We start from the raw sequence: 26,850 nt of genomic DNA, 5'->3' as shown, positions 1-26,850 counted from the left end.
GGACGCAGCGGGCCCGTCCAGCGCCGGGCGGCGCGTCCGCGCCGGCCGGCTGCGCCGACGCCAAGCTTCGACGAGCAGCTCGTCGCGGTCAGCGAGGCCATGGACCGGGAATTCTACGTCGATTTCTACCGCGACGTGGTCGAGGGCGGCCTGGACCCGGCGCTTCACTACCTGCTCACGGGCTGGCGCGAGCGGCGCGACCCCGCGCCGTGGTTCTCCACCGCCTGGTACCTGGCCCAGCACCCGCAGGTGGAGGCCTCGGGCCTCCCGCCGTTCTTCCACTACCTGACGGTCGGCCGGGCCCAAGGCTGGGCGCCGGCCCCGCCGGACTGGCGCGTGGCGCTCAGGAGCGACCTGCCGAGCGTGCCCGAACGCATCGCCGCCGCCCGCCGTGCGGCAGGCGAAGTGGCGCTGGACGACCCTGGCCTGCTCACTGCAGCGTTGGCGGGCGTCAACCAAGCCCACGTCACCGTCAGCCACGATGACTACACCGCCATGGTGGGCGGCGTGCAGCTCTGCATCGGCCGCGAGGGCGAAGGGGTGCGGGGCCGGCGCGCCCACATCCATCTGTTCCCGGCAGTGAGGCTGCCGGCCGTCTCCGACGATCCGGACTACGCGGTCGTGGTCCTGAAGGACGGCGAACGGATCGGCGCCTTCCCGCTCCCCGCCATGGCCGCCCTGGGCGAGGCGCTGGGCCCGGCGGCGCGTTCGAGCGTCGCCATCCACAACCTGCTGGGACATCATCCGGAGCGCCTCGCCGACATGCTGGCGGCGTGCCGTCCGGCGCAGAGCTTCTTCTGGGTGCACGACTTCGCCGCCGCCTGCGACGGCTACACCCTGCTGTGGAACGACGAGCGGTTCTGCGGCGGGCCGCCACGGGGCGCCGAGATCTGCCGGACCTGCGTCTACGGACCTCTCCGCGCGCGGCACCTGGAGGCGCACGACGTGGTCTTCGCGGCGCTCGACCCCTTGATCGTCGCGCCGTCGGCCGTCGCCGCCGAGATCTGGACCCGCGCCCGCTCCGCCGCGCCCGGCAGCGTGCTGGTCCACCCGCACGCCGAGCTGCAGACGCCCGGCGCTACGGCGCCGCAGGCGGAACGCGCCGTCCGCGTCGCCTTCCTGGGCCTGCCCCTGCCGCACAAGGGCTGGCCGGCCTTCGCCGCCCTGGCGGCCCAGTTCGCCGGCGACGCGCGGTACGAGTTCCACCATTTCGGCGAGGCGCCGGACCTGCGGGCGCAGGTGAACTTCCACCGGGTCACAGCCTCTGCCGAGCATCCCGACGCCATGATAGGGGCGGTGAAGGCGCATGGCGTCGACCTCGCCGTCGTCTGGTCGATCTGCCCGGAGACCTTCTGCCTGACGGCCCACGAGGCCGTCGCGGCGGGCGTGCCGGTGATCGCTTTCGCTGACAGCGGCGGGGCGGCCGCGCTCGCGAGCCGCCCGGGCAATGGCCTGGTCCTGCCGTCTGAGGACGCCCTGGCAGACCTCTTCGCGTCCGGCGAGGCCCAGCGCATGGGTCTGGGTCCCCGCCCCGCGCCGGCGCCGATGCGGCTCAGCGGCATGTCGTGCGACCTCATGGGCGCTGCGCATGGATGAGCTGACCCTGTCGGTGCTGACCCGCACGGCGGACGCGGCGTTCAGCGCGAAGCGTGCGGCCAACGCGCGCCTGGTCCTGTTCGGCCGGCCCGAGCGCTACGTGATCGACGCCCCGGTGGAGGCCTCCGCGGTGGCGGCGCTGCAGGTCGCTGTGCCCTCCGGCGCGCGCTTCCGCCTGCACCGGCTGGTGATCCGCCGCAAGGACGGGGCGGACCTCTATCGCTGGGCGGGCGCGGGCGAGCTCCTGCGCGAGAGCCGCGGCCTGCGTTTCGCCACCGCCGACGGAGCCGTGCGCGTCGAGGCCGTCGCCGACGGCGCGGGCTTCACCGTGGGCCTGGATCCGGCGATCTCCGGCGAGGCGCTGCAGGTCCTGCTGACTCTCTCCGGCGACGCCTCCGCCACGCCGGCGACGCCCGACCGCATCGCCCAGGCCCTCGACCACCTCCTCGCTCGCCTGCAGACGGCGGAAGACGACAACCGGCGACTGACCGCGGCGGCCGCGCGGCACGCCGAGCAGCTGGAGGCGCTTCGCGCCGAATCCGCCCAGCAGCTCGACCACCTGACCCAACTGCGGACCGAGGAGGGCCAGCGCCACGAGGCCCTGAACAGCATCCTCCATCACCGGCTTGAGGTGCTGAACGCCGTACGCGCCGAGACCGCCGCGCTCAACGACCAGCTGACCGCGGCGCTGCGCACCGAGCAGGCGCGCGCCACCCACACCGAGGCCCAGGCCGCGGCCTTGCGCCAGGCCGTGGCCGCCCACCAGTCGCACCTGCACGCCCTGCTCGGCTCCTCGTCGTGGCGCCTCACCGGACCGGTTCGCTGGCTGGCGCGGCTGCTCACCGGGAGGCGGGTCGTGCCTCTCGTGCTGCCTCAGGTCCCAGATGGTGCGGCGCCGGCAGAGCCGCTGGAGCCGCAGCCCCCGCCGCGGCCGCCGCCTCACAAGGTGGCCTTCCCAGCCCCCGGCGACGCCGCCGTGATCGGCGAGCTGGCGCCGCAACCGCCCCCGCCGCTCGATGTCACCGTCTCGGTGATCATCCCCACGTATAACGCGGGCCCCGAGTTCTACTGGCTGCTGCGCAAGCTAAAGGCCCAGAAGGGCCTCGGCGGAGTCGAGATCGTGGTGGTGGATTCCGGCTCGGTCGACGGCACCGACACGCTCGCGGAGGAGTTCGGCTGCACGGTCGTGCGCATCCCCAACAGCGAGTTCTCGCACAGCCACGCCCGCAACCTGGGCGCCGACAACGCCACCGGCGAGCTCTACCTGTTCACCGTCCAGGACGCCTATCCGGTGGGCGACTGGTGGCTGCACAGCCTGGCCGTCGCCCTCACCGAGCCAGCGTCGGAGGAGATGCGCGCGGCCGCCGTCTCCTGCTCCGAGTTCCCCAGGCGCGACAGCGAGCTGCTCTACAACGCCGCCATCGACACCCACTACCGCTTCCTGGGCTGCCGCGACCGAGACCGGATCGGCGAGATGATCACTGACGATCACATGTCGCTGCGCGCCCAGGGCCAGCTCAGCGACGTGGCGTGCATGATCCCGGCCGGGACCTTCCACAAGTACCGCTACCACGGCCGCTACGCCGAGGACCTGATGCTGGGCGTCCGCCTGCTCCGCGATGGGCTAAAGACGGCGATGCTGTCCTCGGTGCGGGTCGTCCACTCGCACAACCGGCCCACGGCCTATCACCTGAAGCGCACCTTCGTGGACGTGGTGTTCCTGACCGAGGTGTTCCCCGACTTCGAGGTCCCGGCCGCCCGCTCGGCCGCAGGCGCCGCGACCGGAGCCGCCCTGCTGGCGCCGCTGGCCGAGGCCTGGCGGCCAGCCATCGGCGCCGACGCCACCGAGGAGCTGCGCACCTTCTCCGCAGCCGTGCGCGCGGCGCAGGTCGGGTCCGAGGCCGCCGCACCGGTGGATTTCGGCTTCGCCCCGCTGGCGCCCTGGCTCGCTAAGGCCATCCGCCGCAAGGACGAAGCCTGGCGCGCCGAGGCCGAGCAGGTCCGCAACATGTATGCCGACCGCCTCGATCACCTCGCCGGCTTCGTGACCCGGACCTACGGCGAGGTGGACGAGCACCTGGCGAACGAGCTCTCCTCGGCCGCCCGCAAGACGCTGGCCGCCACCGTGGGCGCCCAGCTAGCCTTCCTCTACCTCCACGTCGCCAAGGCCGGTCCGAAACCCGACGCCCGGCTGGTCGAGGAGCTCCGCACCCTCATGACGGCGGGGATCTGATGCGCATCCTCTATGTCGTGCACCAGTTCATGCCGGACTTCGCCGGCGGCACCGAGCGAGTGACCCTGAACCTCGCCCACGCCGCCCAGGCCGACGGCGCCCACGTCGAGATCCTCACCGCCACCGCCGACGGCGCCCGCTGGCGCGAGGGCGCGGACGGGCTCTTCACCCAGGTGGTGGAGGGCGTGCCGGTCACCGCCGTGCGGATCGCCGAGCCGCCGCTCACAGAGCTCGGCTTCTTCGAGAATCCGGACCTGCGCGCCAAGGCCGAGGCCTTCCTGCGCGGCCGGCCCGAGTTCGACGTCGCCCACGTCATGCACGCCTTCCGCCTCGTGGAGGCGGTCGAGGTGCTTGCGGAGCGGCATGTCCCCTACATCGTCACCACCACGGACTTCTTCAGCCTCTGCTACCGCATCAACCTGGTCCGGCTAAACGGCGAGCTTTGCGACGGCCCACGTGACGGGGAGGCCTGCCGCACCTGGTGCCGCCAGGAGCCGCTGGCCGAGGACGAGCGCTATGTGGAGCGCACCCGCCGGCTGGCCCACCTGCTGCACGCCGCCTCGGCGGTGGCCGCGGTCTCCGACTACGTGGCCGGGCGGCTACGCGACGAGCATCCGGACCTGAAGGTCTTCGTGGTGCGGAACGGCGTCGACCTGGTGCGCTTCGGCCGGCCGCGGCCGCGCAACCGCCGGGGCGCACGCACCGTCGGCTACCTAGGCACCGTATCCCAGGCCAAGGGCGCCCTCATGCTCGCCCGCGCCTTCGCGGCTGCCGAGGCGCCGAACCTGAAGCTGCGCATCGTCGGGCCCTGCTACGAGCCGGCCGTCGCAGAGGAGATCCGCGAGCTGGCCGCCCGCGCGCCAATGACCCTGGAGAAGGCGATCCCGCCCACCGCGGCGCCCGCCCTGTTGGCCCGCTTCGACGTGCTGGCCGTGCCCAGCCAGGTGCCGGAGTCGTTCGGGCTCTCCCTGCACGAGGGCTTCGCCGCCGGCCTGCCGACGTTGGTCTCCGACCTCGGCAACCAGGGCGAGGTGATCCGCCAGACCGGCGCGGGCCTGGCCCTGCCGGCCGCCGACCTCGCCGCCTGGAGCGCGGCCCTGCGCGACATCAGCGAGCGGCCGGAACAGCTGCGGGCCTGGGCCCAGGCCGTCCCTCTGCCCTGGCGGGTCGAGGAGGAGGCCTTCCTCTACAGCCAGCTCTACCGGGCCGCCGTCGTCCGGGCTTAAGGGACCGCCTGCAGCCGGCCCCAGTAGGACCAGTCGTAGTCGGTGTCGCCCATCTCCTTGGTCTCGAGCTGCAGGGTCGTGCCCTGCTCGAGCTGGACGTCGAACGGCACGGCCGGCGCGTTCGGGGCGATTCGGGCCTCGAACAGCACCTGGGCGGCGCCGTCCGGGCCGAGCTTGCTGATCACGAAGTGGACGCCGTTGCCGCCCGGCGGCTTGCCGGGGGGTTGCGGCTTCATCCCGGCCACGCCCTTCAGGTGAAGGGGCGCCGCGAGCTGGGCCTTCATCAGCGTGGGCGCATGGGCGAAGATCTCGTCGGGCGCGGTGAACTGGGCGCTCTTGCGCGCGTCAGAGGCCAGGAGGTCGGAGCCGAGCTGGCCCAGCGCGTTGGCCACCGCCGGCGCGGCGGGCGCCGCGGGCGCCTGGGCTGCGGGCGCAGCGGCCGTCTCGGTGCGGTCCGCGGCCCGGTCGCAGGCCGCGAGCGTGGCCGCGGCAGCGAGCGTGAGGCCGGCGAGGCGGAGGGCGGTCCAACTCATTGCGCTTGTCCCGAGCATTTCTGTGGGTCCCCCATAGCTGGACGGCGGGGCTGTGAAAACCCTGCCGCGAAGATCGGCGGTGAATGGCATCTGCGCCTCGCCTTGCCGCGCAAACTCACGCTAAACACCGGGGGCGATGACCGATCTCTCCGTTCTCTACGACGCGCGGTTCCGCCAGGCCGGGCTGGAGCGGCGCAACGCCGTCTGGCGCGTGCTCTGCCGCTCGTTCTTCTCGAAGCTGATCGCCAAGGACGCGGCCGTGCTCGACATCGCCTGCGGATACGGCGAGTTCATCAACAACATCGAGGCGCGCGAGAAGCACGCAGTCGATCTTAACCCGGACGCCGCCGGACGACTGGCGCCGGACGTCCGCTTCCACCGCACCCCGGCCACCGACCTTTCGCCCGTGAAGACCGGCGCGGTCGACGTGGTCTTCTCGTCGAACTTCCTGGAGCACCTGCGGAGCAAGGACGAGTGCGACCAGGTCCTGCGCGAGGCGCTGCGCGTCCTGAAGCCCGGCGGCACGATCATCCTGCTCGGGCCGAACATCCGCTACGCCTACAAGGAGTACTGGGACTTCTACGACCATTACCTGCCGCTCTCGGACCGTTCGCTCGGCGAGGGGCTGATGATGGCCGGCTTCACGCTCGAGAAGGTGATCCCGCGCTTCCTGCCCTTCACCATGAACAGCGGCGCGCCGACCGCGGACTTCCTCATCGAGGGCTATCTCGCCCTGCCCATCGCCTGGAAGGTGCTGGGCAAGCAGTTCCTGCTCGTCGCGCGCAAGCCCGAGGCGGCGGCGTGAAGGCGCTGCTCTCGATCTACCTGACGCGAGAGTTCAAGAACTTCCTCCTGGCCGGCGGCGCGGCGGCCGCCGCCAACTTCGGCTCCCGGTTCGTCTTCGACCTGTGGCTGGAGTACCTGCCCAGCGTGGTGGCGGCCTATGGCGTGGGCCTGGCGACCGCCTTCCTGCTGAATCGCCTCTTCGTCTTCCCACCGTCAGGCAAGGGCCTGCGCCGGGAGCTCGCCTGGTTCGCCTTCTTCAACGCCCTGGCTTTCCCGGTCACGCTGGGGGCCGCCCTGTTCCTGCACAGCCACCTGTTCGGCCACTTCCTGCCGGACGCAGCCTCGAAGGCGCTGGCGCACGGCGTCGGCATCATCCTGCCGGTGGTGGTGAACTTCGCAGCCCACAAGTTCATCACCTTCCGCCCCGCGGGCGAGCCGCCGCGTTAGCCCGGCTGGGGCTTGGCCCCGAGGTCGCAGCGGCCCCCGTCCTTCAGAAGCCCGAACGCCTGCACCGGGAAGCTCGGCCCGGCGGCGATCGAGGCGTTCCAGCCCGAGTAGTCCGAGCCAACCTGCGGCACGACCGGCGGCACGTCGGCCCGCCAGCCGCCGGAAGCCCCCACCGTTACCACCCGCCCGGCGGCGTCGACGAGCACTACGGCCTCAACCGGCGCGCCGGCCGCCACGTCCCACGCCCAGCCGGACGCCCGCCAGCCCGAGCCCTCCGGCGCCTTCTGGATCATGTCGAAGGCGGCCACGCAGCCGTTGGGCCGCACCTCGCCCGCCGGCAGCACCGCGCCCGTTTCGAACCGCGGCCGGTCCGCGAAGATGGACAGCCGGCGGGCCTTCAGGGCCGCGACCTGCTCCATCATCGCCGGTACGTTCCAGTTCACACCGCCTAACGCCTGCGGATCGTCGGCGCCGGCCCACAGGGCGATCACCCCGGTGCGGATCCGGGCGGCGCGGGCGGCGACCTCCGGCTCGGCGCGGGCCTGCAGCACGCCCAGCGGATAGGCCAGTACGGCAAGCGCGGCGGCCCAGGCGAGCAGCGTCCGCGGCCCGCGCACCGGCAGGAGCGAGGCCCAGTAGACCAGCTGCGCGGCCCAGAACATCAAGCCGAAGGTCAGGTAGCGGCTGACCAGGCCCTGCTCCACCCCGTGGGCCATCCGCCCGGCCGCCGTGATCGCAGCCGAGCCGACGACGAAGGCCATCAGGGTGACGAGCGCCAGCCGCCCGGCGTCGCGGTCGCGGCCCAGCAGGACCCGCAGCGCCGCCGCCATGCTGAGCGCCAGGCCCAGCGCCCCCAGCCAGGGCGCGAGCGACAGACCCCACGCCCGCGCCGGGTTGCCCAGGTAGATGGCGACGAACCGGACGAAGCCGGCCGGGTCTCTCAGCGGGCCGGCGAAGCTCGCGTCAGGCGCGGACTGGTAGCCGTGGAAATACAGGGCGGCGACCACCGCCACGAGCACCGCGTGCGCCAGCAGCCAGCGCCATGGCAAGCGGGCGAGCAGGCCCACGCCGATGCAGGCGCCCCCGGCGACCATGCCGTTGGCCATGGAGAAGGCGGACACCACGAGCAGGACCGCCGATCCGCCCCAGAGCGCGGCGCTCGGCCGCTCGCGTTGCGCCAGCGCCAGGCAGAAGAGGTAGGCCGACCAGGCCCCCGCCGCGGCGACCATCAGGAAGGTCACCTGGAAGGCCCAGATGAGGTTCTCCCACTGCCCCAGGGAGAAGACGAGCGCGGCCGCCACCCCCAGGGCCGCCAGCGCCGGCGTGCGGTTCGTCCGCAGCCTTGCGGCCACGACGCCGAACAGCGCCAGCAGCGCCGCCTGGCAGGCCAGGATGCCGCCGTAGAGCAGTCCGCTGCGGCCCTTGAAGAACTCCAGGTCCGCGAACATCAGCAGCCGCGGGAACAGGATCCGGTGCTCGTTGCTCTGCGCGAACAGGATCTGCCAGCTCAGCCCGTCTCGCTTTGCCCGCAAGTAGTCGGCGACCGTGGCCCAGTGGTCCCAGAAGGGAACCGGCGTGTAGGCATCCGTCGCGGCGCGCAGTCCGTCGAGGGCGAGCCACAGCCCCGGAACCAGCGCCAGCGCCCAGGCCGCGGCGACGAACAGCCGCCGGCCGCCGGCGCGCATCGCCTCATCGCCTACTTCGGCATCGGCCATGACCAAGCCCCCTCGCCCCTGTCCCAAGGTACGGGACGTCAGGGCGCAAGCTCAAGCTGCCCCCAGTAGCTCCAGTCGTAGTCGCTGTTGCTCTCGTCGCGGGTTTCGAGCTGCAGCGCGCCGCCCGGCTCCACCTGCACGTCGAAGGGCACCGGCGGCGCGTTGGCGGCCACGTGCGCATCGAGCACCACCTGTGGGGTCCCGGTGGGCGAGAAGCGGGTCACGATGAAACGCACGCCGTTGCCCGGCTTGGTGCCCGGCGGCTGCGGGTGCAGGCCCGCTACGCCCTTCAGGTGTGCGCCCTGCGCGATGCTGGCCTTCAGCACGGTCGGGGCGTGGGCGAAGATCTCGGTCCCGTTGAAGGTCGCCGCGTGCCGCGGGTCTGAGCCCGTCAGGCTGGCCGCGATCAGCGGCATGCCCTGCAGGGCGCCGCCGAATCCGGGGGCCACCCGCACCTCGTCGAAGGCGATCCGGGCCTCGCCGTATGCCCAGCCACCCTTGGAGCTGAGCTTCACGCCGGTGACCGGCTCGCCCAGCGCCGCCCAGCCGGGGTCCAGCAGGATGGCCGCCCCGGTCTCGAAGGTTGGCGGCAGGGGCGAGACCGGAAAGCCGAGCTGCGCCATGCCGGGAATGAAGCGGAACACCGCCTCGCGGCCGCTGGCCGTGCGCAGGGTGATGTTGATCACCGGCTCGCGGAACAGCACGCCCATCAGCCGGCCGGCCAGGGTGCGCTCTACCTCGATGCGGGCCATCACCAGCGTGCCAGGCGCCGGCGGCAGGGTGGCCCACTGGTCCAGGCCGACGGTCTGGGCGGCGCCCTGGCGAACGCTTACCGGCCGCGGGCTCGCGCGGCGTTTCAAGATCAGCCCCAGCGGGTGGCTGTCCACCGCGTCGTAGCGCGCGGCGATCACCGGCGCGGAGGGACCCAACGACAGGGTCGGGAGGCGCCCGTCGATGTCCTCCACCCGCAGGAACAAGGTGTCGGGCGCGCGCGGCCCCTGCAGGAAGGCGCGATCCTTCTCCTGCAGCCACGGCGTGTTGGCCTGGTAGCTCTGCGGCGTCGGCCGCGGGCGGTAGTCGAGGCCCGACGCGATGATCTCGGAAAGCTCCAGCGGGATGGCGTCCACCGAACCGCTGACCGAGGCGGGGAAAGTCCGCATCAGCGCCTTCTCGGCGTTGGCGCGGTTCATGCGCGCCTCGGGAAGCTTGCGCCCGGTCGCCCAGCCGAGGCCGCTCCTCAGCTGCGCGGGCACGGCGGCGACGGCCGCCCGGGCGTTGACAGCCACGTCCACCTTCGCGTCCAGGGCCGGACGCAGCGCATATCCCTGCCAGTAGAAGCCGTGCGCCAGCAGGACCGCGAAGAGGACGGCGAACACCCCGGCGAACACGCGGCTTCGGTCCGGCCGGTCGAACCAAGACCAGACCAGCACGAGCACCACCGGAGCGGCGGCATGGAACATCAGGATGTGCCCGTCCTGGCGGACGAACCCCATCTTAAACAGCACGAACAGCACCCAGATGGCGCCTAGCACCACCGCCACGGGGCGCAGGTCCCTCCGCTCGCCCCGCCACGCTAGGGCCGCAAGGAAGGCGGCGAACAGCACGACGATGGCGATCACGCCCACCGCAAAGGCGATCTCGCGGCCGGGGCCCTCGATCTGCATGGCCGCGCCGTAGCCGCCGATCACCTGCACGATGGACGCCACGAAGTCCCCGACCGCGGCGGCCGGCTGTCCCGCCGCCACATAGGCCGCGAACAGCGAGGCCAGCAGGGCGAGCGCCAGGTAGGGGACCCGCCGGGCGACGGCGCGCTCCAGGTCGGCCAGCATCACCAGCGGCAGCAGGACGAGGATGAACGACAGCTTGGCGAGCAGCAGGGGGCTCGCCAGGACCACGAAGATGAACCCCCAGAGGTCGCGCCGCTGCAGAGCGATCAGGAACACTGCGAAGAGCGAAAGCGCGATCAGCGAGTCGCTGCGGACGTGCAGGAACACGAAGGCCACGGCCAGGGCGATCAGACCGAGGATCGACCGGTTGCGGATCGCCACCCAGAAAACCGCGACCACGGCGAAGGCGTCGTAGAACAGCAGGAGCGGGAAGGTCTGCGGATCGAACATCCGCGTGACCAGGTAGTGGTACGGCCCGAAGGTGAAGATGAAGTCGCGGCCGTAGACCAGGCCCTTCCGAGCCGCGAACTCGGCCGCCAGGATCCACGACGGGTCGAGCCCGGCGCCCGGGTACATCGGGTCGCGCCAGGTCATGAGCATGGCGAACAGCGCCGCGAGCACGCCCAAGGCGAGCGCCCCCAGCCGGGCGCCCCGGTCCACCGAATCCCTCACGTCACGCCCTCCCCCGATCCGGCGATGCAACCCGGAGCGCTACTGTGTCGTCAAGCGCGGGCATGGCGGCGCATCGTCCGGCCGCCGCGCGAACACCGACATCCGCTGCTCGCACAGGAAGTCGCCGAGGTAGCGGACCTTGTCGGGGTCGGGATAGAGGCTCTTGAACGCCTCGTCGTCGGCCCTGCCCGACACCATGGCCGCCACCGCGCGCTCGATGCGCCGGTCCGCATCCTCCAGGCCCGGCCGGTGCGTGTCCTGCACCTTGAAGAGCACGAGCAGCGCGGTCACGAAGGCGGCGCCCAGCGCCCACTGGAAGACCCGGCTCCACCCCTGCACGCGGAAGGCCCAGAACAGCGCCTGAGCCGCCCAGAAGTAGCAGGCGCCGGTCGCGTAGCGGGACGAGAGCGAATACTCGAGCCCGAGGCTGAGCCGGCCGAGCGCCGTGGCTGCCGCGCTCATGCCGGCGAACAGCACGATCCCGAACATGGCGAGTTGGGCGGGATCGCGGCCCCGGTCGCGGAACACGAGGACGGTCATGGCCGCGGTCAGCGCCGTCCCGATCGCCCCGAACGCCGCGGCCCGGGGCCGGTCCCCCAGCGCGCACGGATTGCCGAGGTAGTTCAGGGCGTAGGTGACGAAGCCCGCGGGGTCCTGCAGCGCCGCGCTGGCCGGGGAGTGGCTCGCCACCGGATGGTAGCCCCACAGATAAAGCCCCATCAGTCCCGCCGTGAGGGCGCCCACGAGCGCCAGACTGCGCCAGTTGCGGCGTGCCGCGAGCCCCGCCAGCACCATCGCGATCCCGGCGAAGAGGCCGTTGGCCATGGTGAAGGTCGCCACCGCCAGCAGCAGGACCGCCGCCCCCAGCCGGCCGGCGCGGTTCGCCCCATCCGCGTCCGCGTGGCTGAAGTGCCAGATCGCCCAGGCAGCCGTCGCGGCCACGCCCGTCATCTGGACCTGGAAGCCCCAGAACAGGTTCTCCCACTGGACGAGGGAGACGATCAGGCCGAGGGCCAGCGCCGTACCGACGATCGCCAGCGCGCCGCCTCGCCTCAGCCCGGCCCTGAGGAATAGCAGCGCCCCCAACGCCTGCGTCAGGGCGATCACCGCCATGTTCAGAACATTGGTCCCGCGGAACCAGGCAAAGTCCGCGAGGAAGACGAGCCGCGGCAGCAGGATGCGGTGCTCGTTGTGCTGCGAGGGCAGCCAGCTCCACGGGAAGCCCTTCCGCACCGCCTCGCGCCACCAGTAGAGCGTGTCCCAGTAATCCTGGAAGGGCGCGGGAGTGTAGGCGTCCACAACGGCGAGCGTGGTCATGACCGCCAGCGCCAGCGGCGCGGCCAAAGTCAGCCACGGCGTCCATCGCAGCATGCTTCGCATCACGCGAACTCCGGCTCCCTCCGCGGCTGGTGGTCGGTCCCGATCGCCCTGGCCATCTCCTTGGCCAGCCGCGCCCCCTCCGACACCCCCCGGTCCTCTGGATAATAGAAGCAGGTGTCGGCGATCTGCAGCCCCTCGATCGGCGTGCGGACCGGCGGGATCTTGGCCGCGAACCCCGGCTCGCAGAGCGGCTGGGCGTAGCGCAGGCGGCCCACCTTGCTGGCCAGCCGGTCGGCCTCGGTGATCTGCGGATTGATCCGCCGGATGTAGCCGAAGCTCTCGTCCGCCAGCTGTTCGTCGGACCAGCTCCACTTCGGATGGTCCGTCGGCATGTAGTAGGGCACATAGACGACCGTGTCGGGCATCGGCCGCAGGTTCGAGAACTCGATGATCCCGGGGATCTCGATGCCCGGCTCGACGATGTTGACCCAGAAGTGCGGGCTGACGCGCCGCTTCAGCTTATGGACCACACAGATCACCCCGATGTTGCGGATTGCCTCGTAGGCCCGCTTCGAGGGCTCCGGCAGGTCGGGCGCGATGCTGGAGACGAATGGCGTGGGCACTGTGGAGATCACAGCCTGCGCGGGGAACAGCTTTCCTCCGGCCCGTACGCCGGTGACGCGGCCGTCCTCGGTCTCGATCCGCTCGGCGGGCGTCTTCAGGTGAATGCGTCCGCCCTGCCGCTCGATGGAGTCCACCAGCGCCTTAACAAGCGTCTCCGAGCCGCCCTCGATGTAGCCGAGCTCCTCCTGGAACAGCGACTTGCGCGAGTTGCCGATGCGGCGGACCCGAGTGGCGATCCAGGCGGCGGAGACGTCGTCCGCGTACTGGTAGAACTTCAGGTCCATCAGCGGCCGCCAGAGCTTGTCGTAGACGCTCCTGCCGGCGCCGCCTTCGATCCAGGCCTTGGCGGTGCGGTTCTCCAAGTCGTCGAAGCTCCTGCGCTTCGAGGTCAGGAACATCTGCAGGCCGTAGCGGAATTTCTCCACCGGGTTCAGCAGGCTGCTGGTCAGGAGCGAGATCGGATCGCCCCATTTGTGCAGCTTGCCGCCCTTGAAATAGGCCATCGACGTGTCGCGCCAGCGCATCTTGTCGCCGATGCCGAGGTCCTCCATCAACGCGAAGGTCGGCCGGTCCGGCTTGCAGACGAAGTGGTAGAACCGCTCGATCGACAGGCCATCGAAGTCGAAGTGGGCCGCCATCCCGCCGGGCACTGCGTCGGCCTCGATGACGTCGACCTCGTGGCCCAGCTTCAGGGCGTAGTGGGCGGCGGCCAGTCCCATGGCGCCGGCGCCGATGATCACCGTCTTGGTCATGCTCAGAAGTCCAGCACGATGTGGCTGTAGCGCGGATCGCGGAAGGTTTCGGTCAGCGCCTCGTCCAGCGGCGTCTCGCGCACGCCGAAGATCTCCGGCCAGTCGATCACCGGGAACACCTCGGGGATGACCAGCGCCGCCAGCTGGTTCGTCGTGAACGGCGGGTTCCTGTCGAACCGGGCGTAGAGCCACAGCAGGATCCAGAACAGGCCGTATGGGATGTGAACGATGGCCGCCTTCGCGCCGCTGATCCGCTTGATGGCGCGGATCAGCTCCACGTAGTCGATCTCGCGGCGGCCGGAGATGTCGTAAGCGCCGGTGGTCCCGCGCTCGATGGCCGAGGCGATCACCGCCGAGAAGTCCCCGGCGTAGAGCGGCTGGCGCCGGTAGCGGCCATTGCCGGGAATAGGAAACACCGGCGAGCGGTCCATGAACCGTCGCAGCCACCCCAGGTGCTTCCTGTCGAACCAGCCGAACATCAGTGTCGGCCGAAGGATTGCGTGCGGCGTCGGATGTCCGGCGACGATCTTCTCCTGCGCCGTCTTGGTCTCCACGTAGAGATCCTGGGCCTGGGAGTTCACCACCGAGGAGGAGATGTGCACGAAGTACGGGACCTCGTGCCGGCCAATGGCGTCCAGGATGTGCTCGGTGGCGGTGACGTTGTTGGCCACGAACTCGGCGCGGTCGAGGCCGCCGATCTGGGCCTGGTTCAGCACCACGGCGTCGACACCTCCGAAGGCCGCCTGCCAGTCACCGGGCTTCGCCAGGTCCGCCTCGATGACCCGGATATCCGGGTGCAGTTCGGCGAGGCGCTTGGTGTTGGTCGGATGCTTGTCGATGCCGATGACCCGGTAGCCGCGGTCCTTCAGGCGCGGGATCAGGTTCTGGCCGACCAGGCCGGCGGCGCCGGTGACGAGGACGGTCTTCACAGTGGGCGCTTGTGGAAAATGGCCGACGGGATCACGCGGATGACCAGCATGATCAGCCGCCAGAAGCCCGGCGCGTACTGCACCGGCCCACCGCGCTCGGCGGCGCGCCGGACGATCTTCGCCACTGCCTCCGGCGTGGCCCACAGCGGGCCACCCTTGGCCATGCGGTCGGTCATCGGCGTGTCGACGAAGCCCGGCTTCACCAGCACCGCCCGCGCGCCCGAGTTCCTCAACGCCAGCCGGTGGGCGATGCCCTGCACCAGCACCCCCAGCCCGCCCTTCGCCGCGCCATAGACGTAGTTCGACTGCCGCCCCCGGTCGCCCGCAACCGACCCCACGACAACGAGGGCGCCCCGCCCCTGCCCCTCCAGCAAGCTGGCGGCGGCCAGGCTCCAGAGAGCGGCGCTGGTGAAGTCCACCTGCAGAACCTCGGCGGCGTGGTCGAGGTCGCTTTCGGCACGGGCCTGGTCGCCGAGCACCCCGTAGAACAGCAGCACCGCATCCACGGTCCGTCCGCCCGCCCAGTCGGAGAGGCGCTTCGCCGGCGCCTTCGCCTGGCCCAGGTCCTCGACGGCCGTGTCGACGGCGCTCGCCCCGCGCGCCTTCAGGTCCGCCGCGATAGCCTCCAGCCGCTCCGCCTGCCGCCCGACCAGCGTGAGCGAGGCTCCCTCGGCGGCGTAGAGCCGCGCCGTGGCCTCGGCCATGGCGGACGTCGCCCCCAGTACGATGACGTGGCCGGTCATGCCGCCACCCTGCGCCAGAACGCCGAGGTCAGGCCCGGATCGCGATGCTTCATGAACTCCTCAAGGTTGGGATAGCTCGCCCGGAACATCGCCGCGCTGATCCGCCCGTCCTTGGCGGGGTAGAGCCGGCCGCCTGCTTCCAGCACCACCCGGTCCAGGCGTTCAAGCAGCCTGAGCGTCGCATCGCCGCCATTCTGGAAATCCAGGGCCAGGGTCGCGCCCTTGATCGGGAATGAGAGCAGGCCCGGCGAGGGCACGTCCCCGAAGGTCTTCAGCACCGCCAGGAACGACCCCTGCCCGCTCCTGGCGATCTGGCTCATGAGCTCGGCGGTGGCGTCGCGCGCGGCCGCCGACGGGATGGCGCACTGGTATTGATAGAAGCCTTTGGGCCCGTAGAGGCGGTTCCACTGGCCGATGGCGTCCAGCGGGAACTGGAAGGTCTCGTAGTGGACGGTCTTCTTGCCCGCCATGGCGCTCTTGGCGGCGAAGCGGAAGGTGTTGAAGGCCTTCAGGGTCAGCGGGTTGAGCGCGAACGACGGGAAGTCCAGCGGCAGGGCGATCTTCGGCGGGTCGTGCGGCGTACGGTCGGGACTTCCGTCCGGGTTCGCGCGGGAGAAGATTCCGCGCCCGTTGCGCGTCGTGCAGTCGATCCAGGAGACGGTGTAGTCGAACCCCGCCTCGCTGGCCTCGGCCAGATCGAAGAACTCCGACAGCCTGTTGAAGGCGATGTCCTCGGAGGCCATCCAGGCGCCCGACACCGGGGACAGCTGGATCTCGGCCCAGGCGATCACGCCGGTCAGCCCGAGGCCGCCGACCGTGGCGGCGAACAGCGGGTCCCCCGGCGCGAGCTCGCGCACCGAGCCGTCTGTCCTGAGGAGACATAGCCGGCGCACGTGGCGGCCGAAGGTCCCCTCGCGGTGGTGGTTCTTGCCATGGATGTCATTGGCGATGGCGCCGCCGAGGGTCACGTACTTGGTCCCCGGGACCACCGCCGGGAACCAGCCGTGCGGCAGAGCGAGCCGGATGAGGTCGTCGAGGGATAAGCCGGCGTCGGCGCGGACGACGCCGGTGGCGGCATCGAAGCCGTGGACGCGGTCCAGGCCGCGCATGGCCACGACGCGGCCGTCGGGGTTCAGGCCGCTGTCGCCATAGGACCGCCCCAGCCCGACCGCCAGAAGGCGCTCGCCGCCGACAAGACCCGCAAGCTCGTCGGCCCAGCGGGGCGTGGCGACGTCCTGCCGGGGGCGGTCGACGCGACCCCAGGAAGTCAGCCCGGTGGTGGTGCGGAAGGCGCTCAAACCAGCGCGAGGAGGAAGGCGGCGGCGAGCACCGCGCCGAGCCCCAGGCTCACCCGGTCCTTGAGCGCGAACACCACCGGGTCGTCGTGCATCTCGCCGCGGTTGGCGAGCAGCCAGATGCGGCTGACCCACAGGAACAGGATCGGCGGGGCGGCCCACAGCCACTGCGGATGGCCGTAGAAGCCCTGCGGGAACACCTCCTCCATCAGGTAGAGCACGAGGATGATGATCGAAGCCGTCGCCGCCGCGATCCCGAACACCAGGGTCAGGCCGCGATCCTCGTAGCGGTACCCGCGTCCGGGGACCGGTCCCACCGCCGCCGGTCCGCCGCCGACCAGCTCGGTGTGCCGCTTCGCCAGCGCCAGCGAGAAGAAGAACGAGGCCGCGAAGGTGAGCAGCCATGGGGACCAGATAAGGCTCGCCGCGGTGATCCCGGCGATGAGGCGCAGGGTGAACAGCGAGCCGATGATGAAGCAGTCGAGGATCGGGATCCGCTTCAGGCCGCTGGAATAGGCGACGGTGACGATCCCGTAGGCGGCCATGCAGGCGGCCAGCGGCGGCGCGACGAACCAGGCCGCCGTCAGCACCGCCGGTATCCCCACGATCGCGCCAACTAGCCCGTAGCGCACCGGCAGGGCTCCGGAGGCGAACGGCCGGGCGCGCTTGGTCGGGTGCCGCCGGTCGGCCGCCAAGTCGGCGATGTCGTTGACGACGTAGGTGAGCGAGCTCAGCAGCGAGAACAGGACCAGGGCCGCCAGGACGGCAAGGCCGCCCGCCAGGGTCAGGTGGTTCCACCCGAGAACGACAGGGACCACGATCATGGCGTTCTTGGACCACTGGTGCGGACGAGCCGCCTTGATCCAGGGTTTGAAGCCCGCGGCGGTGCGCTCGATGTGGCGCTCCACCGGCGTGCGCGACGCTACCTCCTGGGCAAAGGCGGGCGAGCCCACCACCACGCCGCTCTTGGCGCACGCCCAGACGGCCAGGTCCGCACGGCTGTCGCCGGCATAGGCGAAGCCGTCGGGGAACGCCGCGGCCAGGACCTCGGCCTTGCCGCGGCCCTTCAGGTTGCGCGCCCCGTCGCTGGAGAATACTTGGTCGAACAGGCCGGTGCTCGCCGCCACCCGCTCGGCGATGTCGCAGTGCGCAGCAGTCGCCAGGTGCAGCTCGCGGCCCTCGCGCTTCTGATCCGCCAGATAGGCGATCAACTCGTGCCGGAACGGCAGGGTCTCGGCCTCGATCGGGCCCAGCCGGCACAGCGCCGCCTTCAGCTGCGCCCGCCCGCCGAGCAGGCTTACGATCACGGTCCAGAGCGTCAGGAACGGGCGGCGGAAGAAGGCCGAGGCGAAGCTCTCGTCCAGGGTGTCGCTGCGGATCAGGGTGCCGTCCAGGTCGACCACCAGCGGGGCGAGCGCCTGCGCCGCCGCCGGCGACCGCTCCTCCGCAAAGCCCTGCGCCGATCCGCGCCCCACGCTCCCACCCCATTCGACTCGACCGCATCTTGCAGACCGCTGCGTGCGATTCACAGCGGCAAGTGCGGGGGCCGGACCCTTGAGTCTCGCCGCGGCGGAGTCAACCGCCCCTCAGGGGTCAGGCCACAGCGCCATCACGAGGAAGGCCAGGAGGATGCACGCCGCGACGATGGCGCCGGTCCACAGCGCCAGGCCCCACAGCCCCATCCGGTAGGCCCAACGCGGCCAGGGCCCGCGCACGACGCGGTACTCGGCGTCGGTGATGGGAGGGCGCTCATCGGACATGCCGGCAGCTTGCGCCGTCCGGGCGGCGTGGCGCAACGGCGGGACGGAGGAACCGGCGCTGCCAGCCTTTTGTTAAAGTCGGCCATCCCGGGGGGCGTCTGGAAGGATATTCAATGCAACCGTCGCGTCTCGAGGTTAAGCGCGAAGGCCGGCGCTGGGGCGTAGCAGCCGACGGCGAGACGCTCGCCACGGCCCCCACCAAGCGCGAAGCCGAGAACCTCGCGCGCGAAGCCGCGGAGATACTCTCGGCGAGCGGCGCGCTCTCGCGCGTCGACCTGCCGCCGGAGCCCCGCAGCTTCAAGGAAGACTAGGAGCCCGAAACGAAGAAGCCCCGGCGCAACAGCCGGGGCTTGTCGTTTCGTGCCGCGGCCGCGCCTACCAGCCCCCGGCCATCACCTCGAGGATCAGGCCTGTGGCCAGCGCCATCAGGACGAAGTTGCCGTCGGCGTAGACCCAGCGGTGCCCCGGAGGCGGGGCGTACAGGCCGTAGTAGTACGGGTCCTGGACGTAGTAGCTGCGGTAGGTCATCGGCACGTAGGCGCCGCGCCGCCAGTAGGTGCGGTAGCTCGGCGAATAGGCGCGGTAGCCGTAGCCCGGCGCGTACCAGTAGCCGCCGCGGGCGCCGCGGTAATCCCGCCATTCGGTGCGGCCGCGCCAGCTGTCGGCGTTGCGCCGGTCGTAGCGCAGCTCGCGCTGGTCGCGGCGCACTTCGCGCCGGTCGCGGTCGAGCTCGCGGCGCTCGTAGCGGGTGATCACGCCGTCACGGCGTGCGTCGCGCCGGTCCTCGCGCAGCTCGCGGCGGTCCTCGCGCAGCTCTCGCCGGTCCTCCCGCCGCTCGTGCCGCCCGTAATCGCCCGGCGCGGCGCTGGCCGCTACAGGGGCCGCCACCACGGCCAGCGCCGACATGGCGTACAGAATCTTCTTCATGGGCCTCGCCTCCAACACGACACGCCCAGGATGAATGGCGCCGGCTGGCTGAACCCCCGCTGAACCCGCCGCTCATCTCCATGGCGACGGTGTGGCGAGCGGCGTTACGCGTCGACGTCGGCGTCGGGAACGTGGGCGTAGGCGCGCACCAGGCGCTGGCCCGTCCACAGCTCCATGGAGCGGCGGTCGGCCTGGGCCTCCGCCAGCCGCTGGGCGTGGGCGTCGTCGGCGCAGTCGAAGGTCCGCGCCTCGTGGATGTGGCCTGCGTAGTCGAGGTAGTAGAGCCGGTAGCTGTTCATGGCACTCACACCGGAAGCTTGAGCGCGAACGCCCTGCGGCCAAGCTCGGTTCCTGGCCTCGGGTCCATGATCATACGCCGAGCAGTGTCTCGAGGGTCAGCACGAGGTCCGCCGCGTCGAACGGTTTCGGCAGGAAGCCGGAGTCCGGTACGCCGAACGCCTTGAAGGCTTCGGGCGAGGCCTGCCCGGTGACGTACATCACCGCCAGGTCCGGCTGCATCTGGCGCGCGAAGCGGGCGACGTCGAACCCGGTCGTCCCGGCGCCCAGGTTGATGTCGACCACCAGGGCATCGTAGCGGCGCGCGCGCGCCAATATCGAGTAAGCGGCGCGGTCGCTCTCCACGCAGTGGGTGTCGTAGCCGGCGTCGTCCAGGATATCGGAGATGATAGCGCAGACCCCCGGCTCGTCCTCGACTACGAGCACGCGCGCCCCACGCTCCAGTCGTCGCGCCGCCGCGGCCATTGTCCCTCGTCGTCACTTGTCCGGTCATCGCGGTCTTCGCGCCGCGTCAGGAACCCGACATAGCGATTTCGCCGGGGATTCCAAGCCGCTATCTCCGATAGCGGCGCGCCATCCACAGGTTGTCAGGACGGGATTCGGTTTCCCTTGCAGTCAACGGAGAACAGACGAACCGCGCCGGCCGTCACCTCGACCCTGGCGCAGTCGGGAAATTGCTCCAGCAGCATGGGAATGCTGGTCAGGACATCGCCCGCCTGGCTCAACGCCACGGTCTGGGTGGGGGTCGTCCGTCCGTCGTGGAACACATTAAGCCGGTACATGAGCCTACTCGCAAACCAGGCTCACAGATGCTCCGGCGGGGCGGCCACCGCCATTCGGGGGTCCTACGGCTGGGGGAACTACGTAGGCTCGGCCGTCAGACCTTTTCGGACAGCAGGTCCTCGACGAAGGGCGGGAGCCAGGGGTTGCGGCCCGGCTTCATCCGCTCGGCGCGGTAGATGTGGATCAGGTCGGCGTAGGCCCGGTCGAAGTCCTTGTTGACGATGATGTAGTCGTACTCGCGCCAGTGCATGATCTCGCGCTTGCCAAGGTCCAGGCGCTGCTCGATGACCTCGACGCTGTCCTGGGCGCGGGCGTGCAGCCGCCGCGCCAGATCCTGCCACGACGGCGGCAGGATGAAGACCCGCACCGAATCGTCCGGGGCCTTGGTCGCGATCTGCCGCGCGCCCTGCCAGTCGATGTCGAACAGCACGTCGCGGCCAGCCTCCATGGCCGAGATCACCGGCGCCTTCGGCGTGCCGTAGAGCTGGCCATTCACCTCGGCCCACTCGAACAGCTCGTCGCGCTCGATCATCGCCTCGAACTCAGGCCGCGACTTGAAGAAGTACTCCCGGCCCTCCTGCTCGCCCGGGCGGGGGGCGCGGGTGGTGGCGGAGATCGACAGGGTCATGCCGGCGTAGTCGGCGGCCAGGCGCCGCGAGAGCGAGGTCTTCCCGGCGCCCGCCGGGCTGGAGACCAGCAGGAGCAGGCCGCGCCGGACGGTCTCCCAGGGCTTGGCGTGGTGGTCGTCGTGCGCGATCAAGACCGCCTACTCCACATTCTGGACCTGCTCGCGGAACTGCTCGATGACGGCTTTGAGGTCCAGCCCGGTCGCGGTCAAGGCGGAGAGCGCCGACTTGGAGCACAGGGTGTTGGCCTCGCGCATGAACTCCTGGGTCAGGAAGTCCAGCCGCCGGCCCACCGCGCCGTCGCCGCCCACCAGGGCGCGGGCGGCGTCGACGTGCCCGCCCAGCCGGTCGATCTCCTCGCGCACGTCGGCCTTGCCGGCCATCGCGGCGGCTTCCTGCACGATCCGCTCCTCGGACACGGCGTCGCCGGCGAGCTCCACCATCCGGCGCTGGTAGCGTTCCTTGATCGCCGCCGGCTGCTCGGCCGCCTGGGCCTCGGCCGCCGAGACCAGGCTCGCGATACGGTCCACGAGCCCCGACAGCACGCCGGTGAGCGCCGCGCCCTCTTCCTGGCGCGCGGCCGCTAGGCCGTCCAGCGCCTGAGCGATCGACGCGGCCATGACGGCCTCCAGCTCGGTCTGCGCCTCCGGATCCTCCAGCGCGTCAGCCGCCTCGATGACGCCCTTCAGCGCCAGGAGCCCGTCCAGCGTGGGCGGCTGTGCGCGGCCGGCCGCGACATAGGCCTCGCCCGCCGCCAGATAGCGCTCCAGCTGCTCGAGGTTCAGGCGCACGGCGCCGGCGCCCTCCGCCCGCTTCGCTTGCAGCCCGATGGTGAGCTGGCCCCGCTGGAACCGGGCCTGCGCCCCCTCGCGCGCCGCCCGCTCGAGCCCCTCGAACCCCGGCGGGCCGCGGAAGCGGACCTCCAGGTTGCGGCCGTTCACCGAGCGGGCCTCGACAGCCCAGCTCCAGGCGCCGAGCGCGCCTTCGGTCCGGCCGAAGCCGGTCATCCCCGAGATCGGCATCAGCGCCCTCCCCGGGCCGCCGCCGCGGCCTGCTGCCGCTCCACGGCCCTCCAGTTGGCGACGTTGCGCTGGTGCTCGTCGAAGGTCGAGGCGAAGACGTGCCCGCCCTTGCCGTTGGCCACGAAGAACAGCTCGGTCGTCTTCGGCGGATTGAGCACCGCCTCGATCGACGCGCGGCCCGGGTTGGCGATCGGCGTCGGGGGGAGGCCCGCGATCTGGTAGGTGTTGTAGGCCGTCGCCGCGGCGATCTCCGAGGCGAGGATTCCGCGTCCGAGCGGCCGGCCCTTGCTGATGCCGTAGATGATGGTGGGGTCGCTCTCCAGCCGCATGCCTGAGCGCAGCCGGTTGACGAACACCGCCGCGATCCGCGGCCGCTCGGCCGCGACGCCGGTCTCCTTCTCGACGATGGAGGCCAGGGTGACCGCCTCATCAGGGGTAGAGAACGGCAGGTCGGCCGCGCGCTTCGGCCAAAGCTCGGCCATCAGCCTGTCCTGGGCCTCGACCATGCGCTGGAGCACAGCCTGACGCGCGTCGCCGCGCTGCACCTGGTAGGTGTCCGGCAGCAGGGCGCCTTCTGGCGGGGCCTGGGCCTCGCCCACCAGCACGGGCTGCTTCATCACCGCTTCCAGCGCCATGTCGCTGGTCCAGCCTTCGGGGACGGTGACGTAGTGCTTCACCACCCGGCCTTCGCGGATGTCGCTCATGATGCCGGCCATGGAGGCGCGGGGCTTGAACTCGTACTCGCCCGCCTGCAGCCGTTTGCCCGCCCCCGTCAGCTGGACGAAGGCGAGGAACACGGCCTTCGACCGGATCAGCCCGGCCTTCGCCAGATCGTCGGCGATCCCGGTCACGCCGGAGCCGCGTTCCAGCACCACAGTGGTCGGCTTACTGGCGGGCCCCGGCCCCGCATAGGTGAAGAGCACCCAGGCGCCGGCCACCACCGCGAACGCGGTGAGGGCGAAGAGCACGCCTCCCACCAGCCTGAGGGGCCCTGGAGGCGCCTTGCGCCGGCTCCAGCTGCGTCGCGGGCGCGGGCGTCGGCTCACGCGACCTTCTTGAACACCACCGAGGCGTTGGTGCCGCCGAAGCCGAAGGAGTTGGAGAGCGCCACGTTGATCTCCATCGGCTTGGCCTTGTTCGGCACGAGGTCGATGGGGGTCTCCACGGAGGGATTCTCCAGGTTGATCGTCGGCGGCGCGATCTGGTCGCGGATGGCCAGCACGGTGAAGGCCGCCTCGATGGCGCCGGCGGCGCCCAGCAGGTGGCCGGTGGCCGACTTGGTCGAGCTCATGGTCACCTTGGCCGCGGCGTTGCCCAGCAGGCGCTCGACGGCGCCCAGCTCGATCTCGTCGCCGAGCGGCGTGGAGGTGCCGTGGGCGTTGATGTAGTCGATGTCTGCGGGCTCTACGCCGGCGTCCTTCAGCGCCGCGCGCATGGCGCGGAAGCCGCCGTCGCCGTCCTCGGCCGGGGCGGTGATGTGGTAGGCATCGCCGGCCATCCCGTAGCCGGCCACCTCGGCATAGATCTTCGCCCCGCGGGCCTTGGCGTGCTCGTACTCCTCGAGCACCAGGACGCCGGCGCCCTCGCCCATGACGAAGCCGTCGCGGTCCTTGTCGTAGGGGCGGCTGGCCTTCTCCGGCGTGTCGTTGAAGCCGGTGGACATGGCCCGGCAGGCCACGAAGCCGGCGATGCCCACCGGCACCACCGAGCCTTCCGCGCCGCCCGCCACCATCACGTCGGCGTCGCCGTACTTGATGATCCGCGCGGCGTCGCCGATGGCATGGGCGCCGGTGGCGCAGGCGGTGACGACGGAGTGGTTCGGACCCTTGAAGCCCCAGCGGATCGAGACCTGGCCGCTGGCCAGGTTGATCAGCGCCGAGGGGATGAAGAACGGGCTGATCCGACGCGGCCCCTTCTCGTGCAGCTCGACCGCGGTCTCGGCGATGGCGCCGAGGCCGCCGATGCCGGAGCCGATCATCACGCCCGTGCGCTCGCGGCCTTCGTTGTCGTCCTCGCCGGGCATCCAGCCGGAATCCTTCACCGCCTCGTCGGCGGCGGCGATGGCGTAGAGGATGAAGTCGTCGACCCGGCGCTGGTCCTTCGGCGCAAGGGTCTCGTTGGGATCGAACGAGCCCGGCACGTCCGGCCCGCCGCCGCCGCGGCCATCGACGCGCGGCACTTCGCAGGCCACTTGGCAGGCGAAGGCGGAGGGATCGAAGGCGCTGATGCGGCCGGCGCCGGACTTGCCGGCCAGGATCGCCTTCCAGGCGTGCTCGACACCGGACCCCAGCGGGGTCACCAGTCCGATTCCGGTTACGACCACACGACGCATCGGTTCACCTCAAACGAAGACCGCCGCGGCTCCGGGCATGAGCCCTCGGCGACGCGGCGGCCAAAATCCGGGTAGAGATCAAGCGCTTAAGCGCCCAGTCGCTCCTGGATGAACTTCACGGCGTCGCCGACCGTCTGGATGTGCTCGGCCGCGTCGTCGGGGATTTCGATGTCGAACTCCTCTTCGAAGGCCATCACCAGCTCGACGTTGTCGAGGCTGTCGGCGCCCAGGTCGTCGATGAAGGAGGCCTTCTCGGTGACCTTCTCGGGATCAGCATCGAGATGCTCGATCACGATCTTACGGACGCGTTCAAGGACGTCGGACATCAGGTAGGTCCCTCAGGCTAGTCAAGCTTGCTGTCTCGGCGAGGCCGACGGTGAAGTCAACCGTCGCCAAGGGTGTTTGGTTCGGGCCGCCGGGTAGCATGTTCCCTCCCGGCTGGCGAGGCTTAGATCATGGCCATGCCGCCGTTGACGTGCAGGGTCTGGCCGGTGACGTAGGCGGCTTCGTCGCTGGCGAGGTAGACGCAGGCCGCGGCCACGTCGGCCCCCGCACCCAGCTTGCCCGCGGGGATGGTGCCGAGGATCTGGGTCTTCTGCTGCTCGTTCAGTGCGTCGGTCATCGGGCTCTCGATGAAGCCGGGGGCCACGCAGTTGACGGTGATGCCGCGGCTGGCCACTTCCTGGGCGAGCGCCTTGGAGAAGCCGATCATCCCGGCCTTGGACGCGGCGTAGTTGGCCTGGCCCGGATTGCCCATCACGCCCACCACCGAGGTGATGCCGATGATGCGGCCGTGCCGGCGCTTCATCATCCCGCGCATGGAGGCGCGCGCGAGGCGGAAGTAGCTCTCCAGGTTGACCTTGATCACGGCCTCCCAGTCCTCGTCCTTCATTCGCATGAGCAGGCCGTCGCGGGTGATGCCGGCGTTGGCGACGACGATGTCGAGCGGATTGCCCGCAGCGCCCTCGGCCGCCTCGATCAGGCCGTCGACGGCCGCCGCGTCGGAGAGGTTGGCGGCGGCGACGGAGACGCGCTGCCCGAGTCCGCCGGCCAGCTCCTGCAGGACCGCCTCGCGGGTGCCGGAGAGGACGACGTGGGCGCCCTGCGCGTGAAGCGCCTTGGCGATCGCGCCGCCGAGGCCGCCGGTGGCGCCGGTGACGAGGGCGGTCTTGCCGGTCAGGTCGAACATGGCGGCGTTTGTCTCCTTAGAGGCTCTTGGCGAAGGCTTCGAGGTCGTTGGGGGCGTTGAGCGGCGTCGCCTCGGCGTCCGGAGCGATGCGCTTGGCCATGCCGGAGAGCACCTTGCCGGCGCCCGCCTCGGCGAAGCGGGTCACGCCACCCTCCCCGGCCAGCCACAGCACGCTCTCGCGCCAGCGGACCCGGCCGGTGACCTGCTCCACCAGTAGCCGGCGGATGGTTTCGGGATCGTTCGTCGGCCGCGCGGTGACGTTGGCCACCAAAGGCGCGCGTGGCGCCAGGATGGTGGCCTCGGCCAGCGCCTGCGCCATCTCGTCGGCCGCGGGCTGCATCAGCGGGCAGTGGAAGGGAGCCGAGACGTTGAGCGGGATGGCCCGCGCGCCGAGCTCCTTGGCCTTCTCGATCGCGCGGTCCACGGCCGCCTTGGCGCCGGAGATCACCACATTGCCCTGGTTGTTGTCGTTCGCGACGACGCAGACGCCCAGCTCGGCGCCCGCCGCGGCGGCTTCCTCCGCCAGCGCCACGTCGGTCTTCGGCCCTATCAGAGAGGCCATGGCGCCGCCCCCCACCGGCACGGCCCGCTGCATGGCCTGGCCTCGCAGCTTCAGGAGGCGGGCGGCGTCGGCCAGGCTGATGGCGCCGGCGGACGCCAAGGCCGAATACTCGCCGAGGCTGTGGCCGGCGACGAAAGCGGCCTTCTCGACACCGACGCCGAACTCGCGCTCGAGCACCCGCATCACCGCCACGCTCACCGCCATCAGCGCCGGCTGGGCATTCTCGGTAAGGGTCAGGTCGCCCTCCGGCCCCTCCCGCATCAGGTTCGACAGCTTCTGGCCCAGGGCGTCGTCCACCTCCTGGAACACCTCGCGCGCGGGCGCGAAGGCTTCGGCAAGGTCGGCGCCCATGCCGACGGCCTGACTGCCCTGGCCGGGGAAGATGAAGGCGAGGCTCATGAGAAAGGCTCCGGCGCATCCGATTCAGCGCCGGCGACGGTTAGGGGATTAGGCCTTCGCCAGCAAGGCGGGGCCGAAGGTCCCGGCGAGCATACTCCACCGGTTGGTGCAGGTCGAAAATAGATCAACCCTGCGGAGAAACCTTTGCCGTAGCCAAGCGTTGCTGTGTCGCGAACGTGTGAGTGTGTGTTCGCGGGGCGGATTGTCGCGGCCTACCTATTCTGGGGCTTCGACAGCATAGCGGGGGGCTTATTGGCGAGCAGACGCCGACCTGTTCAAAGAACCCGCACCTGCGGGATTTTGGATAACGGCGGTTGTTAACCGACGAAATATGCTATTCGTAAGTACAGCGTCCTAAAGCGTCGCGTTTTCCCGTGTGCGCCAAGATTAGCAGAAGCTATTTTGCACACGATCC

At 70.9% G+C, this 26,850-nt stretch carries 27 protein-coding genes; 6 read left to right on the top strand and 21 right to left on the bottom strand.

Translation table 11 applies throughout. From position 1 onward, the window contains the following. The first annotated feature begins 99 nt into the window (after nucleotides 1-99). The 3 genes from VIL76_RS18870 to VIL76_RS18860 are packed head-to-tail and all read left to right on the top strand — an operon-like array spanning nucleotide 100 to nucleotide 5,055. The gene (locus VIL76_RS18870; protein ID WP_332046620.1) at nucleotides 100-1,596 is read left to right on the top strand and encodes a glycosyltransferase; all 1,497 of its coding nucleotides are present in this window, start codon (nucleotides 100-102) and stop codon (nucleotides 1,594-1,596) included. After that, nucleotides 1,589-3,829, top strand: coding sequence for a glycosyltransferase family 2 protein (locus tag VIL76_RS18865; RefSeq protein ID WP_332046619.1), 2,241 nt, complete (start codon nucleotides 1,589-1,591; stop codon nucleotides 3,827-3,829). The genes VIL76_RS18870 and VIL76_RS18865 overlap by 8 nt, the downstream gene beginning before the upstream one ends. Beyond that, entirely contained in the window at nucleotides 3,829-5,055 is a 1,227-nt protein-coding gene (locus VIL76_RS18860; protein ID WP_332046618.1) for a glycosyltransferase, read from the top strand. The genes VIL76_RS18865 and VIL76_RS18860 overlap by 1 nt, the downstream gene beginning before the upstream one ends. Here VIL76_RS18860 and VIL76_RS18855 read toward each other — a convergent pair. Next, nucleotides 5,052-5,588 carry a hypothetical protein gene (locus VIL76_RS18855; protein ID WP_332046617.1) on the bottom strand — a complete coding sequence of 179 codons (537 nt, stop codon included), beginning with the start codon at nucleotides 5,586-5,588 and terminating at the stop codon, nucleotides 5,052-5,054. The two genes, VIL76_RS18860 and VIL76_RS18855, sit on opposite strands and share 4 nt — an antisense overlap. Before the next feature lie 136 nt (nucleotides 5,589-5,724). Between VIL76_RS18855 and VIL76_RS18850 the strand changes: the two genes are divergently transcribed. Both VIL76_RS18850 and VIL76_RS18845 read left to right on the top strand, forming a co-directional pair. Then, entirely contained in the window at nucleotides 5,725-6,393 is a 669-nt protein-coding gene (locus VIL76_RS18850; RefSeq protein ID WP_332046616.1) for a class I SAM-dependent methyltransferase, read from the top strand. After that, nucleotides 6,390-6,821, top strand: coding sequence for a GtrA family protein (locus tag VIL76_RS18845; protein ID WP_332046615.1), 432 nt, complete (start codon nucleotides 6,390-6,392; stop codon nucleotides 6,819-6,821). The genes VIL76_RS18850 and VIL76_RS18845 overlap by 4 nt, the downstream gene beginning before the upstream one ends. Here the strand turns inward: VIL76_RS18845 and VIL76_RS18840 are convergent. The 9 genes from VIL76_RS18840 to VIL76_RS18800 form a co-directional block, all read right to left on the bottom strand. Then, nucleotides 6,818-8,536, bottom strand: a complete 1,719-nt coding sequence (locus tag VIL76_RS18840; RefSeq protein ID WP_332046614.1) for a hypothetical protein — start codon at nucleotides 8,534-8,536, stop codon at nucleotides 6,818-6,820. The two genes, VIL76_RS18845 and VIL76_RS18840, sit on opposite strands and share 4 nt — an antisense overlap. 38 nt (nucleotides 8,537-8,574) lie before the next feature. Further along, a complete protein-coding gene (locus tag VIL76_RS18835; protein ID WP_332046613.1) occupies nucleotides 8,575-10,875 on the bottom strand; it encodes a hypothetical protein in 2,301 nt (766 codons plus the stop codon). 39 nt (nucleotides 10,876-10,914) lie between these two features. Continuing rightward, nucleotides 10,915-12,255: a hypothetical protein gene (locus tag VIL76_RS18830; protein ID WP_332046612.1), complete on the bottom strand. Its 1,341-nt coding sequence runs from the start codon at nucleotides 12,253-12,255 to the stop codon at nucleotides 10,915-10,917. Then, nucleotides 12,255-13,571 carry an NAD(P)/FAD-dependent oxidoreductase gene (locus tag VIL76_RS18825; RefSeq protein ID WP_332046611.1) on the bottom strand — a complete coding sequence of 439 codons (1,317 nt, stop codon included), beginning with the start codon at nucleotides 13,569-13,571 and terminating at the stop codon, nucleotides 12,255-12,257. Before VIL76_RS18825 ends, VIL76_RS18830 begins: the two co-directional genes overlap by 1 nt. Before the next feature lie 2 nt (nucleotides 13,572-13,573). Then, a complete protein-coding gene (locus tag VIL76_RS18820; RefSeq protein WP_332046610.1) occupies nucleotides 13,574-14,500 on the bottom strand; it encodes an NAD-dependent epimerase/dehydratase family protein in 927 nt (308 codons plus the stop codon). Next, on the bottom strand, nucleotides 14,497-15,243 hold the full coding sequence (locus tag VIL76_RS18815) for an SDR family NAD(P)-dependent oxidoreductase (RefSeq protein ID WP_332046609.1): 747 nt from the start codon (nucleotides 15,241-15,243) through the stop codon (nucleotides 14,497-14,499). Before VIL76_RS18815 ends, VIL76_RS18820 begins: the two co-directional genes overlap by 4 nt. Then, nucleotides 15,240-16,541 (bottom strand): FAD-binding oxidoreductase, encoded by a 1,302-nt coding sequence (locus tag VIL76_RS18810; RefSeq protein ID WP_332046608.1) that lies wholly within the window; start codon nucleotides 16,539-16,541, stop codon nucleotides 15,240-15,242. The genes VIL76_RS18815 and VIL76_RS18810 overlap by 4 nt, the downstream gene beginning before the upstream one ends. Then, nucleotides 16,538-18,013: a UbiA family prenyltransferase gene (locus VIL76_RS18805; RefSeq protein ID WP_332046607.1), complete on the bottom strand. Its 1,476-nt coding sequence runs from the start codon at nucleotides 18,011-18,013 to the stop codon at nucleotides 16,538-16,540. The genes VIL76_RS18810 and VIL76_RS18805 overlap by 4 nt, the downstream gene beginning before the upstream one ends. Nucleotides 18,014-18,124: 111 nt before the next feature. Continuing rightward, nucleotides 18,125-18,298: a hypothetical protein gene (locus VIL76_RS18800; protein WP_332046606.1), complete on the bottom strand. Its 174-nt coding sequence runs from the start codon at nucleotides 18,296-18,298 to the stop codon at nucleotides 18,125-18,127. Nucleotides 18,299-18,411: 113 nt separating this feature from the next. Between VIL76_RS18800 and VIL76_RS18795 the strand changes: the two genes are divergently transcribed. Next, nucleotides 18,412-18,609 (top strand): hypothetical protein, encoded by a 198-nt coding sequence (locus VIL76_RS18795; protein ID WP_332046605.1) that lies wholly within the window; start codon nucleotides 18,412-18,414, stop codon nucleotides 18,607-18,609. A 64-nt stretch (nucleotides 18,610-18,673) separates the two neighbouring features. Here the strand turns inward: VIL76_RS18795 and VIL76_RS18790 are convergent, their stop codons facing one another. The 11 genes from VIL76_RS18790 to fabD form a co-directional block, all read right to left on the bottom strand. Further along, entirely contained in the window at nucleotides 18,674-19,225 is a 552-nt protein-coding gene (locus VIL76_RS18790; RefSeq protein ID WP_332046604.1) for an RcnB family protein, read from the bottom strand. A gap of 104 nt (nucleotides 19,226-19,329) precedes the next feature. Then, a complete protein-coding gene (locus tag VIL76_RS18785) occupies nucleotides 19,330-19,524 on the bottom strand; it encodes a hypothetical protein (protein ID WP_332046603.1) in 195 nt (64 codons plus the stop codon). 70 nt (nucleotides 19,525-19,594) lie between these two features. Next, nucleotides 19,595-19,948: a response regulator gene (locus VIL76_RS18780; protein ID WP_332046602.1), complete on the bottom strand. Its 354-nt coding sequence runs from the start codon at nucleotides 19,946-19,948 to the stop codon at nucleotides 19,595-19,597. A 161-nt stretch (nucleotides 19,949-20,109) separates the two neighbouring features. After that, nucleotides 20,110-20,304 carry a hypothetical protein gene (locus VIL76_RS18775; protein ID WP_332046601.1) on the bottom strand — a complete coding sequence of 65 codons (195 nt, stop codon included), beginning with the start codon at nucleotides 20,302-20,304 and terminating at the stop codon, nucleotides 20,110-20,112. Nucleotides 20,305-20,399: 95 nt separating this feature from the next. Continuing rightward, nucleotides 20,400-21,062, bottom strand: a complete 663-nt coding sequence (gene gmk, locus VIL76_RS18770; protein ID WP_332046775.1) for a guanylate kinase — start codon at nucleotides 21,060-21,062, stop codon at nucleotides 20,400-20,402. Between the two features lie 9 nt (nucleotides 21,063-21,071). Then, nucleotides 21,072-21,953: a YicC/YloC family endoribonuclease gene (locus VIL76_RS18765; RefSeq protein ID WP_332046600.1), complete on the bottom strand. Its 882-nt coding sequence runs from the start codon at nucleotides 21,951-21,953 to the stop codon at nucleotides 21,072-21,074. Further along, complete coding sequence (gene mltG / locus VIL76_RS18760; protein WP_332046599.1) at nucleotides 21,953-22,921, bottom strand: endolytic transglycosylase MltG; 969 nt, start codon at nucleotides 22,919-22,921, stop codon at nucleotides 21,953-21,955. The genes VIL76_RS18765 and mltG overlap by 1 nt, the downstream gene beginning before the upstream one ends. Nucleotides 22,922-22,995: 74 nt before the next feature. Further along, nucleotides 22,996-24,285: a beta-ketoacyl-ACP synthase II gene (gene fabF, locus VIL76_RS18755; protein ID WP_332046598.1), complete on the bottom strand. Its 1,290-nt coding sequence runs from the start codon at nucleotides 24,283-24,285 to the stop codon at nucleotides 22,996-22,998. 86 nt (nucleotides 24,286-24,371) lie between these two features. Continuing rightward, on the bottom strand, nucleotides 24,372-24,611 hold the full coding sequence (locus tag VIL76_RS18750) for an acyl carrier protein (protein ID WP_012522113.1): 240 nt from the start codon (nucleotides 24,609-24,611) through the stop codon (nucleotides 24,372-24,374). A 122-nt stretch (nucleotides 24,612-24,733) separates the two neighbouring features. Beyond that, the gene (gene fabG, locus VIL76_RS18745) at nucleotides 24,734-25,474 is read right to left on the bottom strand and encodes a 3-oxoacyl-[acyl-carrier-protein] reductase (protein ID WP_332046597.1); all 741 of its coding nucleotides are present in this window, start codon (nucleotides 25,472-25,474) and stop codon (nucleotides 24,734-24,736) included. A gap of 16 nt (nucleotides 25,475-25,490) precedes the next feature. Next, the gene (fabD, locus tag VIL76_RS18740) at nucleotides 25,491-26,435 is read right to left on the bottom strand and encodes an ACP S-malonyltransferase (RefSeq protein ID WP_332046596.1); all 945 of its coding nucleotides are present in this window, start codon (nucleotides 26,433-26,435) and stop codon (nucleotides 25,491-25,493) included. Between the last annotated feature and the right edge of the window lie 415 nt (nucleotides 26,436-26,850).

The organism is Phenylobacterium sp., assembly GCF_036563285.1.
Taxonomy (GTDB): domain Bacteria; phylum Pseudomonadota; class Alphaproteobacteria; order Caulobacterales; family Caulobacteraceae; genus Phenylobacterium.
This window is presented reverse-complemented; position numbering and strand designations above follow the sequence as displayed.